The organism is Vogesella urethralis, assembly GCF_007644045.2.
In the GTDB taxonomy this organism is placed as follows: domain Bacteria; phylum Pseudomonadota; class Gammaproteobacteria; order Burkholderiales; family Chromobacteriaceae; genus Vogesella; species Vogesella urethralis.
On record NZ_VMDW02000112.1, the window covers coordinates 39,235 to 56,168 of the forward strand.

At 63.5% G+C, this 16,934-nt stretch carries 14 protein-coding genes; 5 read left to right on the forward strand and 9 right to left on the reverse strand.

Annotated features, from left to right (window positions below; all coding sequences use genetic code 11):
- Positions 1–3: 3 nt before the first annotated feature.
- Together flhA and flhB are read right to left on the reverse strand one after the other, a co-directional pair.
- Entirely contained in the window at positions 4–2,088 is a 2,085-nt protein-coding gene (flhA, locus tag FLQ03_RS14665; protein WP_144373671.1) for a flagellar biosynthesis protein FlhA, read from the reverse strand.
- Between the two features lie 6 nt (positions 2,089–2,094).
- A complete protein-coding gene (gene flhB / locus FLQ03_RS14670; RefSeq protein ID WP_144373672.1) occupies positions 2,095–3,261 on the reverse strand; it encodes a flagellar biosynthesis protein FlhB in 1,167 nt (388 codons plus the stop codon).
- Between the two features lie 142 nt (positions 3,262–3,403).
- Between flhB and FLQ03_RS14675 the strand changes: the two genes are divergently transcribed.
- Positions 3,404–4,198: a thymidylate synthase gene (locus tag FLQ03_RS14675; RefSeq protein WP_144373673.1), complete on the forward strand. Its 795-nt coding sequence runs from the start codon at positions 3,404–3,406 to the stop codon at positions 4,196–4,198.
- Positions 4,195–4,680 carry a dihydrofolate reductase gene (locus FLQ03_RS14680; protein WP_144373674.1) on the forward strand — a complete coding sequence of 162 codons (486 nt, stop codon included), beginning with the start codon at positions 4,195–4,197 and terminating at the stop codon, positions 4,678–4,680. Before FLQ03_RS14675 ends, FLQ03_RS14680 begins: the two co-directional genes overlap by 4 nt.
- Before the next feature lie 66 nt (positions 4,681–4,746).
- On the opposite strand, the gene FLQ03_RS14685 is transcribed toward FLQ03_RS14680, so the two are convergent.
- From FLQ03_RS14685 to FLQ03_RS14710, 6 genes are all read right to left on the reverse strand, one after another.
- Entirely contained in the window at positions 4,747–5,409 is a 663-nt protein-coding gene (locus FLQ03_RS14685; RefSeq protein ID WP_144373675.1) for a GntR family transcriptional regulator, read from the reverse strand.
- 476 nt (positions 5,410–5,885) lie between these two features.
- A complete protein-coding gene (locus FLQ03_RS14690; protein WP_144373676.1) occupies positions 5,886–6,293 on the reverse strand; it encodes a DUF2721 domain-containing protein in 408 nt (135 codons plus the stop codon).
- A gap of 2 nt (positions 6,294–6,295) precedes the next feature.
- A complete protein-coding gene (locus FLQ03_RS14695) occupies positions 6,296–6,916 on the reverse strand; it encodes a L,D-transpeptidase (RefSeq protein ID WP_144373677.1) in 621 nt (206 codons plus the stop codon).
- Positions 6,913–7,641 carry a tRNA adenosine(34) deaminase TadA gene (tadA, locus tag FLQ03_RS14700; protein ID WP_144373678.1) on the reverse strand — a complete coding sequence of 243 codons (729 nt, stop codon included), beginning with the start codon at positions 7,639–7,641 and terminating at the stop codon, positions 6,913–6,915. Before tadA ends, FLQ03_RS14695 begins: the two co-directional genes overlap by 4 nt.
- 71 nt (positions 7,642–7,712) lie before the next feature.
- Complete coding sequence (gene ubiG, locus FLQ03_RS14705; RefSeq protein ID WP_144373679.1) at positions 7,713–8,411, reverse strand: bifunctional 2-polyprenyl-6-hydroxyphenol methylase/3-demethylubiquinol 3-O-methyltransferase UbiG; 699 nt, start codon at positions 8,409–8,411, stop codon at positions 7,713–7,715.
- A 12-nt stretch (positions 8,412–8,423) separates the two neighbouring features.
- On the reverse strand, positions 8,424–9,743 hold the full coding sequence (locus tag FLQ03_RS14710) for a TRZ/ATZ family hydrolase (RefSeq protein ID WP_144373680.1): 1,320 nt from the start codon (positions 9,741–9,743) through the stop codon (positions 8,424–8,426).
- Between the two features lie 180 nt (positions 9,744–9,923).
- Here FLQ03_RS14710 and FLQ03_RS14715 point away from each other — a divergent pair, with 180 nt between their 5' ends.
- From FLQ03_RS14715 to FLQ03_RS14725, 3 genes are all read left to right on the forward strand, one after another.
- Positions 9,924–12,743 carry an EAL domain-containing protein gene (locus FLQ03_RS14715; RefSeq protein ID WP_144373681.1) on the forward strand — a complete coding sequence of 940 codons (2,820 nt, stop codon included), beginning with the start codon at positions 9,924–9,926 and terminating at the stop codon, positions 12,741–12,743.
- Between the two features lie 155 nt (positions 12,744–12,898).
- Positions 12,899–14,215 (forward strand): enoyl ACP reductase FabMG family protein, encoded by a 1,317-nt coding sequence (locus FLQ03_RS14720; RefSeq protein ID WP_144373682.1) that lies wholly within the window; start codon positions 12,899–12,901, stop codon positions 14,213–14,215.
- A gap of 287 nt (positions 14,216–14,502) precedes the next feature.
- Positions 14,503–15,690 carry a GGDEF domain-containing protein gene (locus FLQ03_RS14725; RefSeq protein ID WP_170252431.1) on the forward strand — a complete coding sequence of 396 codons (1,188 nt, stop codon included), beginning with the start codon at positions 14,503–14,505 and terminating at the stop codon, positions 15,688–15,690.
- Between the two features lie 166 nt (positions 15,691–15,856).
- On the opposite strand, the gene FLQ03_RS14730 is transcribed toward FLQ03_RS14725, so the two are convergent.
- Positions 15,857–16,363: a hypothetical protein gene (locus FLQ03_RS14730; protein WP_144373684.1), complete on the reverse strand. Its 507-nt coding sequence runs from the start codon at positions 16,361–16,363 to the stop codon at positions 15,857–15,859.
- Positions 16,364–16,934 lie beyond the last annotated feature (571 nt).

Below are 16,934 nucleotides of genomic sequence, written 5' to 3' on the forward strand. Positions count from 1 at the left end.
CTATTAGCCTTTGCTCCCCCCAATCACCGCAATTATACGAATGGATTTGCTGTCTGGAATCTCATTATGCGAAATCACACGCAGTTGTGGCAGTGCCCTGCGCAGAAAGCGTGCCAGTAGTGGTCGCAAACCCGGCGGTGTCAGCAAGACTGGATTGTAACCCTGATTTTCAACATTTTCTGTTTGCTGTGCGGCGTTGGCTAGCAGGTTCTCTGCAAGACCGGGTTCCAGCCCGCCGCCGGCCTTGCTGTTGACGGCCTGTAGCAGGATGCCTTCCAGTGACGGTTCCAGCGTCATCAGCGGCAGCTCCTGCTCGCCAGGGAACAGCTGCTGCACGATGGCGCGCGACAGGGCGGTACGCACCGCGCTGGTCAGCTCGTCGATATCCTGCGTCATCGCGACGTGGTCGGCCAGCGTTTCGATGATGGTACGGATGTCGCGCAGGTTGATGCCGTCGGTCAGCAGCTGCTGCAGCACTTTTTGCAGAATGCCCACCGATACCACTTTCGGCACCAGGTCTTCGATGAGTTTGGGCGCTTCCTTGGCCACGTGGTCGATCAGGGCCTGCACTTCCTCGCGACCCAGCAGCTCGGCAGCGTGCGCCTGCAGCAGGTTGGAGATATGAGTGGCTACCACGGTGCTGGCGTCGACCACGGTGTAGCCCATGTTCTGCGCTTCTTCGCGGCGGCCGGCTTCGATCCACACCGCCGGCAGGCCAAAGGCCGGGTCGGTGGTGGGCATGCCCTGCAGCTCGCCGCTGACCTGGCCGGGGTTGATTGCCAGGAACTGGCCCAGATAGGCTTCGCCGGTACCGATTTCCACGCCCTTGAGCAGAATGCGGTAGGCGTTGGGGCGGATTTCCAGGTTGTCGCGGATGTGAACCGGCGGCACCAGGAAACCGAGTTCCTGCGCCATTTTCTTGCGGATGCCACGGATACGGCGCAGCAGCTCGCCGTCCTGCTCGCGGTCCACCAGCGGGATCAGGCGGTAGCCCACCTCCAGCCCCAGCGGGTCCACGGCTTGCACGTCTTTCCAGCTGACCTCGGCCAGCGGCTGCTCCAGGATGGCCGGTGGTGGCGTGTCCGGCTGGGCTGGTGCCTGGGCTTTGCGTGTTGCGTTCTTTTCCAGCCAGCGCGCGATGCCGGCCAGGATGGCCGCGATCATCAGGAAGGCGGCGTGCGGCATGTTGGGGATCAGCCCCAGCATGCCGATGACGGCGGCGGTCAGGTACAGGATGGTGGGGTTGGCAAACAGTTGGCCGCCCAGCTGCTCGGACAAGCCTTTTTCGGTGCCGACGCGGGCCACCACCATACCGGCGGCGGTGGAAATGATCAGCGCCGGGATCTGCGCCACCAGGCCGTCACCGATGGTGAGCAGGGTATAGGTTTCGGCCGCGTCGGCCACCGCCATGTCGTGCTGCAGGATGCCGATGATGAGGCCGCCGACGATGTTGATCACGATGATCAGGATGCCGGCCATGGCATCGCCGCGCACGAACTTGGACGCACCGTCCATCGAGCCGAAGAAGTTGGCCTCTTCGGCAATCTTGGCGCGGCGGATGCGGGCTTCGTCTTCGCCGATCATGCCGGCGTTGAGGTCGGCGTCGATGGCCATCTGCTTGCCGGGCATGGCGTCCAGCGCGAAGCGGGCGGATACCTCGGCGATACGGCCGGCGCCCTTGGTGATGACCACGAAGTTGATGATGGTGAGAATGATGAACACCACGATACCGATGGTAACGTTGTCACCGATCAGGAAGTGGGCAAACGATTCGATCACCGCGCCGGCAGCACCGGTGCCGGTGTGGCCTTCCAGCAGGATGACGCGGCTGGACGCCACGTTCAGCGACAGCCGCAGCAGGGTGGTAATCAGCAGTACCGACGGAAACGACGAGAATTCCAGCGGCTCGCGGGTATTGATGCCCACCATCAGCACGATGATGGAGACCGCGATGTTGAAGGTGAAGAAGATGTCCAGCAGCAGCGGCGGCAGCGGCAGTACCATCATCGACAACACCAGGATGATCAGGACCGGGCCTGCCAGGGTGTTGATGTCGATCTTCTTCAGGAATTCCAGCAGCTTGTCCATGCCTTATCAATGGTTTCCGGTGGGCGCAGTATGTTGAGTGTGTTTGCTTTCAGGGTCAAGCTCGGGCGGTACTTCCAGTTTTTCGGGGAAAACCGGTGACAGGCCACCCTGTTTCTCATAGTGCTTCAGCTGGTGAACGTAGGCCAGCACCTGCGCGGCGGCGGTATACAGCTTGCTCGGCACTTCCTCGCCCAGCTCCACGTTAAAGTACAGTGCCCGCGCAAACGGCGGCGCCCGCAGTACCATCACCTGGTGTTCGCGACCCTTCTCGATGATCTTTTCCGCCATTTTCAGCGAGCCCTTGGCCACCAGTTTGGGGGCGTTCATGCCTTCCTCATAGCTGAGGGCCACCGCATAGTGGGTAGGGTTGGTGACGATCACGTTGGCCTTCGGAATTTCCTGCATCATGCGCCGGCGTGCCGCCTCGCGCTGCATCTGGCGGATGCGGCCCTTGACCTCGGGCGAGCCTTCTTGTTCCTTGTATTCCTGCTTCACTTCCTCTTTGGTCATGCGCAATTGCTTGTTGTACTGCCATAGCTGGAACGGCACATCGAACAGCACCAGCAGCAGCATGGCGCCCACCACAATCAGGAAGGTGTGCTCCATCAAGCCGATCAGGTGAATCTGGGCGCGGTCCAGCGGCATGCTGACCAGGCCGATCAGGTCGCCGCGTTCGTTCCAGATCACCCAGGTGGCCACGCCGCCGATCAGCGCGCTTTTCAGAATGCCTTTCAGACCTTCGCTGGCGGCCTGGATGGAAAACAGGCGGGCCACGCCGCTGATGGGGTTGAGCTTGCCGAAGTTCGGCATGATGGCTTTGGTGGTGAAGTTCCAGCCGCCGATCAGGATCGGGGTGAGGGCAGCCACCAGAAACAGGGCGCCCAGCATCGGCGCCATCGCTTTCAGGCCGTCGAACAGCGTGGCGCGGAACTGCTCCAGGATGATGTCGCTGCTTTTGGCGCGCGCGGCGTCGAACCCCAGCCAGTCGTGCATTACCTTCAGCAGGTACTGATAAATGCTCTGGCCGGTCGCCATCAGCATGGCCAGACCGGTAACGGTGACAGCAAAGGTATTCAGTTCCCGCGATCGGGGAACGTTACCTTCCTCCCGGGCCTGGCTGATCCGCCGTCCCGAGGGGGCTTCTGTCTTGTCTTCCTGGTCGCTGTCGGCCATGTTGCGTCGTAATGGAAATGGGAAATCAAGCGGGCATGGTAGCCGATTGTGCCGCCGCGTGCTGCTATCGCATCAAGGTTGGCCGCAGCCAGCGCCAGCCAATGGTAAAATCCGGCGATTCCCCTTTTATTTATCGTTGCCCATGAAACAGTATCTCGAACTGATGCGCCACGTGCTGGAACACGGCACCGACAAGTCCGACCGCACCGGCACCGGCACCCGCTCGGTGTTCGGCTACCAGATGCGCTTTAACCTGGCCGACGGCTTTCCGCTGGTGACCACCAAGAAGTGCCACCTGCGCTCCATCATTCACGAGCTGCTGTGGTTCTTGTCCGGCGACACCAATATCCGCTACCTGAAAGAGAACGGCGTGCGCATTTGGGACGAGTGGGCCGATGAAAACGGCGACCTCGGCCCGGTGTACGGCTACCAGTGGCGCAGCTGGCCAGCGCCGGATGGCCGCCACATCGACCAGATTGCCAACCTGCTGGACATGCTGCGCCGCAACCCTGATTCGCGCCGCCTGATCGTGTCGGCGTGGAACCCTGCGCTGGTCGACGACATGGCGCTGCCGCCGTGCCACAGCCTGTTCCAGTTCTACGTGGCCGACGGCAAGCTGTCGTGCCAGCTGTACCAGCGTTCGGCCGACATCTTCCTGGGCGTGCCGTTCAACATTGCCAGCTACGCCTTGCTGACGCTGATGATTGCCCAGGTATGCGAGCTGCAGCCGGGTGAATTCATCCACACGCTGGGCGACGCCCACCTGTACAGCAACCATCTGGAGCAGGCACGCCTGCAACTGACGCGCGAGCCGCGCCCGCTGCCGGTGATGAAGCTGAACCCCGACGTGCGCGACTTGTTTGCCTTCCGCTTCGACGACTTCACGCTGGAAGGCTACGACCCGCACCCGCACATCAAGGCCGAGGTGGCGGTATGAGCCCGCGCATCGTGCTGGTGGCCGCCATGGCCAACGACCGCGTCATCGGTATCGACAACACGCTGCCATGGCATCTGCCGGAAGACCTGAAACACTTCAAGGCGGTAACGCTGGGCAAGCCGGTGATCATGGGGCGCAAAACCTTCGACTCCATCGGCCGGCCGCTGCCGGGGCGACTCAATATCGTCATCACCCGCCAGACCGACTGGCAGCAAGACGGCGTGACGGTGGCGCACTCGCTGCCCGATGCGCTGGCGCTGGCCGGCGACGCGCCGGAAGTGTGCATCATCGGCGGGGCCAATCTGTACGCCCAGGCTTTGCCGCTGGCCGACGCCATGGCGCTGACGCACATTACGCTGCAGATTGCCGGTGACGCCCACTTCCCGGCCTGGGACGCGCAGCAATGGCAGGTGGCGTGGCAGCCACAGCAAGTGGCGGCCAACGGTTTGACGTACCAGTTTGCCGATTACACGCGGCGTTAAGGTGCCGGCGGGCAGGTAAAAAAAGGGAGGCGCAGGCCTCCCTTTTTACATGGCGCGTGACGTGTGTCAGCGCGTCAATTCTTCTGCCGCAGCCTGTGCCAGCTGGCTGTACGCCGCGCCGAACGCCGGCACCATCTGGCGCAATGCCGCTTCGTCGCGGGCGATGATGGCTTTGAGCAGGTTGTCGAGGAAGCTGTGGGTGCGCTCCAGCTGGCTTTTGCCGGTACGCAGGATGGCGTACAGGCAGCGCTGAGCCTGCGGCAGCAGATCGAACAGCGTCTGTTGCGTATAGCGGTTGCCGGCGTGCTGGTACAGCAGGCTGAGGAAGTTAACCCCGCTGGTGTAGAACGCCTCGGTATCGCCTTTGCGGTGCTGCTCGCCCAGCTCGGTCATCAGCTCGATGAAGCCGGCCAGGTCGTCGTTCTGCCAGTGGCCGGACAAATGGACGGCCACTTCCTCCAGCAGCAGGAACCACAGCGCAAACAGCTCGCGCACGTCGTCGCGGCTGATGCTGGATACGATGGCGCCGCGGCGCGGGTAAATTTCCACCAGATGGCGGCGTTGCAGGATCAGCAGTGCTTCGCGCACCGAGCCGCGGCTGACGTCTAGCTCGGCGGCAATGCGCAGCTCCTGCACGCGGGCGCCGGGAGCGATGTCGCCGGTGACGATCTTGTTGCCCAGATAGCGCGCAATCTGTTCGGTTAATGAGTCGTTAGCCTTGAAGCTCAAGACGGCCTCCTGAGGATGCATTTTATCGTTGTCTTTATTTTGTCCGGCAATCGGACCATGGACGGATTCTAGCACTGCCCGGCAGCACGGGGATACGGCGGGAAAACCTGTACATTCAGTCAGGTAGCGTTGGTGGGTGTTGTGTAAAGCCATCAGCCACTCGGTGACGTAAACGGACAAAGCTTGCTGTGGATCAGGGAAAACCCGTACTATTCAAACGCTTGTTTAAGCGAGGCCGCGCGAGGGAATCAGGGGCTAACACTACAAAGTGGCTCGCAAGGTGCTTGTTTGAACAGCTGCTTCAAGAGTGATAGTGAAAGCTATTGCGTGTTCCTCAGGGAACCTTGCAGGTACGACACGGGTGTTTGCCTCTCCCACTGCGGGAGAGGCATTTTTTTTGTTTGTGGCGCGCGCCTTGTCACCGTGCCAGTGGTGACGGGCGGCGGATTGGATGGTTTATCCAGCGTGCGGCCAACTTAGCGCTGGCGTTTGGCGTCGGCGGCGGCCAGGTCGGACAGCAGGATGTTCAGCGCGTCGGTCGACATGCGCAGTTCCAGCAGCGACAGCGCCAGCGAGCCGATCAGCAGCAACAGGCTGATACCGAAGATGTACTGCGCCGCCAGCGGCCAACCGGTGTAGATCATGAACATTGCCACCACGCACAGGAACAGGCTGCCCACGCCCAGGCTTTGCATGCCCTTGATCAGCGCAATACGGCGGCGCAGGTTGCCGATCTGCTGTACCAGCTTGTCGTTGGGCGTTTGCTGGTAGTCGTCGTACAGGCCGCGGATGATGCTGGCCAGCGCCAGGTAGCGGTTGGTGTAGGCCAGCATCAGCAGCGAAATGGCGGGGAACAGCAGGGCAGGGGTGGTGAGGCTCAGCATGGTTACAGGTTTTCGTTGATGAAGACGTCGATGCCGTTGGCGGTGATGTCGTACAGGTCGATGATATCGTCGCCGCGCATGCGTACGCAGCCACGCGAGGTGGGGGTGCCGAAGGCAACGTGCTCGCCGGCGCCGTGCAGGTAGATGGCGCGGTCGTAGCTATCCACGTCGCCGCCCTGGTTGACGCCTGGCTCCTGGCCGCACAGCCACAGGATGCGGGTGAGGATCCAGTCTTTGTTCGGGTACTCGGCGTGCAGCTGCGGGGTGTACTTCCATGGCGTGATCTGGCGGCGGTAGATGATGGTGTCGCGTTCTATACCATCGCCGATGCGCTCGCACACCTTGTGCCAGCCGCGTGGCGTCTGGTAGCTGTTGACGCGCTCGCCCACACCCTTGCTGGCGGTAGACACCACGTATTGCCGTACCGGCACGCCGCGCTCGTCGTATAGCGCCAGCTGCTGGCTGCGCACGCCCACCTCCAGCCACGGTGTGCCGGGGGTGCGCGGGTTGGGCTTTAGCTGTACCGGCTGCAGCGGGGTAGCTTGCAGTGCCGTGATCAGGCTGGCGTCGTCGGCCAGTGCCGGGCCGGCCAGCAAGGCCAGCAGGGTGAGCCAGGTTTTCATGGGTTGGTGTCCGTACGCCGTGTGGCGAAAAAGGCGGTCAGCAGTTGCCGGCTGTCGTCGGCCAGCACACCACCATCGATGGCGGTATGACTGTTCAGGCGGCGGTCGGCAAACAGGTCGATCACGCTGCCGGCGGCGCCGGTGCGGGCTTCGCGGGCACCGTAGATCACGTGGTCCAGCCTGCTGTGCAGTATGGCACCGCTGCACATGGCGCAGGGTTCCAGTGTGACGTACAGCGTGCAGCCGTGCAGCCGGTAGTTGCCGAGTGCCTGTGCTGCCTGCCGTAGCGCCACCATCTCGGCGTGCGCGCTGGGGTCGTGGCTGCCTACCGGCTGATTGTGGCCGCGGCCGATGATGCGGCCATCCTTGACTACCACCGCGCCGACCGGCACTTCGCCGTTGGCCGCAGCGGTGGCGGCCAGTTGCAGCGCCTGCTGCATGTGGCTGGCCTGTTCGTTGGCCGGCGGCAGCGGCCGCACCGGCGCGTGCCGGGCGGCGGCCTGGCGTAGCCACTGGCGGTCGGTCTCACTCAGCGCGGACCAATGCACGCCGCGGGCGGCGGCCTCCAGCGCGAACAGCAGCTTGTCGGTGGCCGTGTGGCCGGCGGCCTTTAGCAACAGGAAGGCGCGCACGCTGCCGCAGGCCTGCAAGGCGCTGCGGTCCTGAATACCCAGCTCGGCCAGCCAGTGCAGGGCCTTGGGCGGCAACGGGGGAGAGGTGAGCATGCGGGCTCCATGAATGACGTGCGGCCAACCTTGCCGCAAGGCAGGGTTGGCCGCAAGGGAAACCGCCGGCCTCAGGCCAGGCGGCGGGTGGCGATCAGGTAGTTGACGTCGGTATCGTCGCCCAGGCTGTAGATGCGGGTGAGCGGGTTGTAGCTCATGCCGCGCAGGGTTTCGATACCCAGGCCGGCGTTGCGCGCCATGCGCGACAGCTCCGACGGCTTCAGGAAACGGGCGTAGTCATGCGTGCCCTTGGGCAGCATGTTCAGCACGTATTCGGCGCCCAGTACCGCCAGCATATAGGCTTTGGCATTGCGGTTGAGGGTGGAGAAAAACACCCAGCCGCCCGGCTTTACCAGCTGCGCGCAGGCGCGTACCACGCTTTGCGGGTCCGGCACGTGCTCCAGCATTTCCATGCAGGTCACCACGTCGAAGCTGGCCGGTGCTTCGGCGGCCAGGTCTTCTACTGCCACGCAGCGGTAGCTGACGCTGACGCCCGATTCCAGGCTGTGCAGCTGCGCCACTTTCAGCGATTTCTTGGCCAGGTCGATACCGGTCACGCTGGCGCCGCGCGCCGCCATGCTCTCGGCCAGGATGCCGCCGCCGCAGCCCACGTCCAGCACCGTTTTGCCGGCGATTGCGGCGAAGTCATCGATAAAGCCCAGACGCAGCGGGTTGATCTCGTGCAGCGGTTTGAACTCGCTATCGGTATCCCACCACTTGTGGGCCAGCTGGCTGAATTTATCCAGTTCCAGTTCGTCTACGTTGCTCATGCGGTTTCCTGCTTATTTGGCCAGAATGCGAACGCGCCAGGCATCGGCACGGGCTTTCAGATCGGCTTCGTCCAGCGTGGTGAGCTGGCGTTCGCGCAGCACGTTGCGGCCGTTCACCCACACGTGGCTTACCTGCTCGCGGCCAGCAGCGTACACGATGTGCGAAATCGGGTCGAAGCTGGGGCTGGTTTCGATCTGCGCCAGGTCCACGGCGATCAGGTCGGCCTGCTTGCCCACGCTGACGCTACCCACCTTGTCGCCGATATGCAGCGCGTCGGCACCCAGCTGGGTGGCCATGCGGATGGCAGTGGCGGCCGGTACCGCTACCGGGTTCAGCGTGCCTACCTTGGCCAGCAGCGCGCCCATGCGGGTTTCGCTCAGCATGTCCAGCTTGTTGTTGGAGGCGGCACCGTCGGTGCCGATGCCCACGGTCACGCCGGCGTCCAGCAGCTGTTGTACCGGGGCGATGCCGGAGGCCAGCTTCATGTTGGACGTGGGGTTGTGGGCGATGGCCACGCCACGCTCGGCACACAGCGCGATTTCCTCGTCGGTGAGGTGCACCATGTGGGCGGCGATCAGGCGCGGGCTGAGCATGCCCAGCTTGTCCAGGCGCGTCAGCGGGCGCACGCCGTGTTCGGCCACGCCGCCGTTCACTTCATCCTGGGTTTCGTGGATGTGGCAGTGGATCAGCATGTCGTGCTCTTCTGCCAGTGCCACTACTTTGCGGAAGGTATCGTCGGACACGGTGTACGGCGCGTGTGGGGCCAGCGTGAAGGTGATCAGCTCGTTGCCCTGGTAGTTGGCCGCATCGGCCAGGCCCTTGGCAATGTAGTCGTCGGCGTTCTGGCCGTAGGCGGTGGGGAATTCCAGGATCGAACAGCCCACGAAAGTCCGCATGCCGGCTTGCAGGCCGGCGCGTGCCATCGCGTCATGGAAGAAGTACATGTCGTTGATGGTGGTGGTGCCGCTGCGGAACATCTCGCCCATCGCCAGCAGCGCGCCGTCATAGACGAACTCGTCGCTGACGTGTTTGCCTTCGGCCGGCCAGATGTGGTTTTGCAGCCAGTCCATCAGTGCCTTGTCGTCGGCCATGCCGCGCAGCAGGGTCATGGCGCTGTGGCCGTGCAGGTTTACCAGGCCGGGCATCAGCACATGATTACCCAGTTCGATACGTTCTGCTGCGTCGGCGCCGGCAATCTGCTCCGGGGAGAGGATGGCGGCAATGCGGCCGTCGGCGATGGCGACAGCGTGGTTTTCCAGCACCACACCATCTTGTTCCACCGTGATGATCCAGCGCGCGGAAATCAGCTGGTCGAAGCGTTTGTTTTGCATGGGTAATCTGCCTTTCAAATCGTTAGCGGGCGATTGTAGGCGCCCTGTTCGGCATTCGGCAACCGGCCTTCCCTGTGTATACTATGCATATAGCGTCTTTGCGCATCGTCGCAAGGGCGCTTATTCTGTGTAAATAACTGTTAAAAGCCAGCGGCTCACGCCCTGGGGGTAAAAGATTCCATGACCCAGAAGCCAGACAACTTCGACAGCTACCTGATCGGTTCGCGCTTGTCTATGCGCCAGGTGTTCCTGATGGCGCTCGTGCTGGGTTTGCTGATACCGGCGGTCATCATCACCGTGCTCAGCTTCAACCTGCAGCGCGAACGCATGGAAAACCAGCTGGCAGTAGACCAGAAGCGCCTGCTGGATATCGTGGCGCTGGGCATGCAGGAACCCTTGTGGAACCTTAGCCGCCAGGCCGGCGCGCCGCTGGTGTCATCGGTGATGGACGATCCGCGGGTGATCTCCATCCGTGTCTCCGACACCCAGTCCAACACCGTGTTCCTCTCTACGCTGCGCAGCGAGCGCCGTATCGGCAGCGTGGCCTTCGTGCAGAAAGACGTGGTGTACCGTGGCGAGGCCATCGGCCAGGTCAGCATCGAATTCGATACCGAGCACTTGGCGATCGACCAGCGCAACCAGCTGAAGAACCTGCTGATGATCGTGGTGGCGCAGCTGCTGTTGTCGGTGCTGCTGATCATGACCATCCTGCACTCGCGCTTCCTGCGCCCGATCCGCCAGCTGTCGGACCAGGCCACGCAGTTGGCCGCACTGAAGCTGGACGAGCCTTTCCACTGGGGCCGCCACGACGAAATCGGCACCGTCGGCAAGCACCTGGAATGGATGCGCGCCGAGCTGAAGCGCCTGATCGACGAGTTGAAATCCAAAACGCTGGCGCTGGAAGCCGATATCGAACGCCGCCGCGAGGTGGAAGACGCGCTGCGCCGCTCCGAAAACAAATACCGCGAACTGTTCTGGTCCAACCTGGACGGCATCGTCATCAGCTCGCTGGAAGGGCAGATCATCGACGCCAACCCGGCTTTCCTCAGCCTGCTGGGTTACAGCCTCGACCAACTGAAACTGCAAAACTTCTGGAGCCTGCTGGACCGCGAGAGCGAGCCGCAGGAGCGCTACAACCTGGACCACAAGGTGATGCGCTTCGGCTTCTGCGACGAATTCGAAGTGCAGTACATCAACCGCGTCGGCAACCCGATTCCGGTCAGCGTCAAGACCGTGGCCATGCGCGACGCCGCCGGCCGCATTACCGCCGTATGGCGCATGGTGCGCGATATTTCCGAGCGCCGCGCCGCCGAAGAGCGCATGCAGTTGGCCGCCAAGGTGTTCGAGAACACTGCCGAAGGCATCATGATTACCGACGCCGACGTGCAGATCCGCTCGGTCAACCGCGCCTTCACCGAAATCACCGGCTTTGCCCAGGATGAAGTGCTGGGCCAGCGCCCCACCGTGCTCACCTCCGGCCGCCACAGCAGCGACTTCTACGAAGCGATGTGGAAAGAGCTGCGCGAGGAAGGCTTCTGGCAGGGAGAAGTCTGGAACCGCCGCAAGAACGGCGAGGTATACCCGGAATGGCTGGCCATCAACGTGGTGAAGAGCCCGGCCGGCGAAGTGACCCATTACGTGGCCATCTTCAGCGACCAGTCCGAGCGCAAGGCCGCTGACGAGCGCATCCAGTTCCTGGCCCACTTCGACGTGCTGACCGGCCTGCCCAACCGCGGCCACCTGCAAGACCGGGCGCTGCTGGCCATCCAGAACGCGGTGCGCGACAACGGCAAGCTGGCCATCCTGCTGCTGGACTTGGACCGCTTCAAGACCATCAACGAGTCGCTGGGCCACGCCGCCGGCGACATCCTGCTGAAAATGGCGTCGGAACGCATCCGCAAGGTACTGGGTACCGGCGAGGTGGTGGCGCGCCAGGGCGGCGACGAATTCATCGTGCTGCTGCCGCTGATCAGCGACGCCGCCGTGGCCGCCCACGTGGCCGAGCGCATCCTGGCCGAGTTCGGCGTGCCGCTGGAGGTGTACAACCACACGCTGTCGATCAGCGGCAGTATCGGCATCAGCATCTTCCCCGACGACGGGCGCGACTTCGACACCCTGGTGCGCAACGCCGACGCCGCGATGTACCACGCCAAGTCCAGCGGCCGTAACAACTACAAGTTCTACACCGCCGACCTGAACGCCCGCGCCCGCGAGATCCTGGCCATCGAAAGCCAGCTGCGCTACGCGGTGGAGCACAACGAGTTTGTGCTGCACTACCAGCCGCAGGTGGACATTGCCAGCGGCAAGATCATCGGCGCCGAAGCGCTGATCCGCTGGAACCACCCGTCGCTGGGCCTGTTGGGGCCGATGCACTTCATCGACGTGGCCGAAGAGCGCGGCTTCATCGTGCAGATCGGCAACTGGGTCATCCGCGAAGCCTGCCGCCAGATTGCCGCCTGGCACGCGGCCGGCCTGCCGCTGGTAACGGTAGGCGTCAACCTGTCGGCGCTGCAGTTCCGCCACCAGGACCTGGTGCAAGTGCTGAGCAACGCCTTGGCCGCCTACCAGCTGCCGGGTAGCTGCCTGGACGTGGAGGTAACCGAAAGCGTGATCATGGACGACATGGACGCCACCATCCAGACCATTCGCGCCATCCAGTCGATGGGCATCCGCATGTCGATCGACGACTTCGGCACCGGTTACTCCAGCCTGGCCTACCTGAAGCGCTTCAAGGCCGACAAGCTGAAGATTGACCGCTCCTTCGTGCGCGACATCCCGGAAGACCAGGACGACACCGCCATTACCCGCGCCATCATCAACATGGCGAAAAACCTGAACATGCAGGTAGTGGCCGAAGGCGTGGAAACCATCGAGCAGTGGCGCTTCCTGGAAGAACACGGTTGCGACCAGGTACAGGGCTACCTGCTGGCCAAGCCGATGGCGGCCGAGCTGGTGGAACCGCTGCTGCGGCAGGAATCGCTGCGCCCGCCGGCGCCGTAAGCGGCTGCTGCCGCAGGCCGCTCCGCACCCGGCGCTAGCCGGGTGTGTGCTTTTGCGGCCAACCTTTGTTACACAAGCTATACAGTGCGCATTTGATAGCGCGCCCTGTTCAAATTAGAATTCGAGCCATTAATCTAACTTTCGAGACCCGATCAGTGAACGCACCGACCTCTCTGCGCGACCTCCCGCAAGGCAAACTCTTCCGCCAAGGCGACGTTTTCGTCCTGTTTGGCGAGCTGTTCGGCCGTGGCTACGCCAACGGCCTGATCAACGAAGCCCGCGCAGCCGGCATGACCATCATCGGCCTGACCGTTGGCCGCCGCGACGCCGACAACAGCCTGCGTCCGCTGAATGCCGAAGAGCTGGCCGAAGCCGAAGCCCGCATTGGTGGCAAGGTGATCAACGTGCCGCTGATGGCCGGTTTCGACCTGGACGCGCCGGCCGGCGAGCCGACGCCTACCGAGCTGCTGTCGGTACTGACCCTGAAAAACTGGCAAGACGAAAAGCTGGACTGGGCGCAGATCGAACGCTGCCGTGAAGCCGGCGTCGCCCGCTTCAAGAGCAGCGTGGCCGAAGTGATGGCCCAGCTGGAGCCGCTGGTGGCCGACGGCAGCAATGTGTTCTTTGCCCACACCATGGCCGGTGGCATCCCGAAAGTGAAAGTGTTCCTGGCCATCGCCAACCGCATCTACAAAGGCCGTGGCGACCGCTTCATGTCGTCCCGTGCGCTGCTGGACAGCGACCTGGGCAAGCTGATCCTGATGAACTTCGACGAAGTCACCGCCAACACCTTCCAGTACCTGATCGACGGCAGCGCCGCGCTGCGCCAGCGTCTGGAAGCCAGCGGGGGCCAGGTGCGCTACACCGCCTACGGCTACCACGGCACCGAGATCCTGATCGACGGCCAGTACCAGTGGCAGACCTACACCAACTACACCCAGGGCGGCGCCAAGAAACGCCTGGAAGACCACGCGCGTACCGCCTGGCAGCAGGGCGTGAAGGCCACCGTGTTCAACTGCCCGGAAATACGCACCAACTCGTCCGACATCTTCGTGGGCGTGGAGCTGTCGCTGTTCCCGCTGCTGAAAGCGCTGCGCCAGGAAGCCCCGGGCGAGTGGACCGAGGCGCAATGGGCGGCCTGCAACGCGCTGCTGCAAGACGGTTACAGCATTGACGACCTGCTGGCGCAGATCGAAGCCTACAACACCCACGCCACCATGCTGGCCTTCCGCGACTTTGCCGCCTGGCCGATGGACAACTCCCCCGAGCTGGCCGAGGTGATGATCGGCACCTCCGACGACATCACCAGCAAGCACAAAGACCGCAACGCGCTGGTCACCGACCACCTCAGCGCGCTGGTGCTGGAAGGCACCGGCCCGCTGATGTTCGGCGAAGCGGCCAACCCGGCCGGCCCGGTGCTGTGGCTGAACCACGACGTGATCGCCAAGCAACTGGCCAAGCTGCACGGCTAAGCGTTTGGTTGTTTGCCCACCGGCAACGCAAAACCCCGGTCCTGTGACCGGGGTTTTTTCATGCGCGTAGCGGGTGTAGTTGGCCGCAAGGATGCGCGGCGATACTGGCCAAACCCTGCCGCCAGCGCCGGCGCCACGCGCTTATTTGTAATTGACAATCCTATTCATGCTATTGAATTCAATGAATATGCATGAAATGCACAGCCATTGATTTGGCTACTCGCCAAAGCCCGCTGCGCATGATCAGATAGCGGCGGTTCATGAACGGGCGGGATGGAGGACAAGGCATGTTCAGCAACGAGCAGATGCTGCTACTGGTGCTATTCGGTGCGCTGCTGCACAGCTGGCTGGGCGCGGTGCTGCGCTACGTCTGGCGCCATCGGCAGACGGCACCGGGCTTCCAGTACTGGGCCTGGAGCGAAGGCCTGCTCGGCATGGCCTATCTGGTGATGCTGGTGTTTTTCCTGCTGCCCAACCATGCCATCCTGCTGGCCAGCACGCTGTTGCTGACGCTTAGCCCGCTGGCGTACGAACACGGCCTGCGCCGCTTTTTTGACGATGCCCGCCTGCTGCCGGCCTGGGGCGGGTACGCCATCGCCAGCGTGGGTTTGCTGCTGCAGGCCGCCGCCATGCTGTGGGTAGACGACGTCGCGCTGCGCCGCGCCACCGTCAACGGCAGCTCGCTGCTGCAATTATTGTGGTTGTGGCCGCAGGTTTGGCTGGCCCGGCGTTCGCGCCCCTACGCGCAGCCGCTGCGGGCCTTGCTCTGGGGCCTGGCGCTGTTGGCCGCGCTGCAAGGCTGGCGCGTGTACGACGACATCCGGCAATCGCTGTCCGGGCAGGTGGCCGCGCACGACACGCTGGTGGGGCTGGTGGTGTTGCTGTCGTTGATGGTGTCCATCATGCGCAGCCTCACCGATCTGGTGCTGGTACACGCCCGGCTGGAAGCGGCGCTGCTGGCCACGCAGGCCACCCTGGCGCAGCGCGCCAATACCGACAGCCTGTCCGGCCTGGCCAGCCGCCACGCCTTTGAGCACGCATTGCAGCAACTGCCCGACAGCCAGCCGCCGCAGCATGTGTTGCTGCTGATCGATATCGACCACTTCAAGCACATCAACGACAGCCAGGGCCACCACGCCGGCGACCGCACCCTGGCCTTGCTGGGCAGCCTGCTACAAGCACAGTTGGCCGCAGGCGAGCTGGCCGGCCGCCTGGGCGGGGACGAGCTGGCCGTACTGCTACACGGCAGCCCGCAGCGTGCGGCCAACTTCATCCGCCAGCTGCAGCAAGCCATAGCCGGGCAGGGCGGCGACTTCACCCTCAGCATCGGCATCAGCCCCTTGCACGGGGGCAGCGACTACCTGCGCGCCTACCAGCACGCCGACCAGGCGCTGTACGCCGCCAAAAACGCCGGCCGCAACCGGGCCTACCAGCACGACGGCCAGCTGACGCTGCCGATGCTGCAGCCGGCGTAGCACGGCCGCCGCGCCGGGCACCGGCGGGTGATCAAAGCAGGGCAGCCCCGCACGCAGCGGGCCTGTGGGGCGCCACCCGTGCAAAGTGCCTTCTGAGCAGCGGGTGGCGGCTGCGCTGGCCGCTGGCGGTATAGCCAAGCCGGAGCCAGCATGCGGCCAAGCTTGGTCAATGCCACAGCACGATCGCTACCACACCGGCCACGCCGGTCAGCAGCGCGATCGCCAGCAATAGCACACTGCGCCACAGCACCCCACGCGCCAGCGCCGGGTGCTCGCTTACCGCCGCCAGCGCCAACAACACAAAGCTCGCCGCCCACAGGTAATACGCGCCGTGCAGCCGCAGGCTGGGCAGCAGCGCCACCAGCGGCCGGATCAGCATCACGTTATGTACCGCCACCGCCAGCAACAGCAGCAGCGCGCCCAGGCCGGTAGTGGGCCGCAGTGGCTGCCGCTGGCGGCGCAGCTCGGCCAGCATCAGCCCGTTACTGAGCACCCCCAGCCACAGCCACGGAGAGCCTAGCAAAGTCACCGGCAGCCACGCCGCCAACAGCAGCGTGCCGCTAGCCAGTAGCTGGATACCCAGCAGCGTATCGCCGTGCGGCGAAATCGCCGCCGGCCACAGCAGGCTGGCCAGCCACAGGGCCAGCGCGGCCAAGCGAAGCGCTTGCGTCATCGGTATGCACCATCAAAGGAACGCCGACAGCATACGCGATGGCGCGGCGGTTGGCAGGAGGTTGGTGGGATGGTTGGTGTGCAGGCCAGGAGGGCGCAAGGTTGGCCGCATGGGCTGCATCGGGTATCTGGACGAGTGGTGGCGGGTGATGCGTTGGTTGGCCGATTTTGTTAGATATGGCTGAGTGAGTGAGTGGCCGGAAAGATGAGCCTTACAGTCTCGGCCAACGCTGTCTTTCGACAGATGGGTGGAAAACGACTGGTTTACACAGCATTACGGACAGACATCATTCCCGATGCCTGACGCCCAAGTTCAGGGTCGCCCGATTAGCGTGGCCGAAGCGTGCTGTGGTGGGCGCGGCCCCTGCAACACCCAGTTAGGCACTGGTGGATATCCGTTACTGCTGCGCATTGAGAATGCTGCGCAGTTCATGGCGCTCTGCCGTGGTCAGGCTTAGTTGTGAGTTTCCCAAAGTAATGGTGGAACTCATGACGTTGGGGCTGTCCGAATTTTTGTGTAAACAGGGTTTAGGTTACGCCTGTGGAATACGTTCCTCGAATTGAATGGTAAA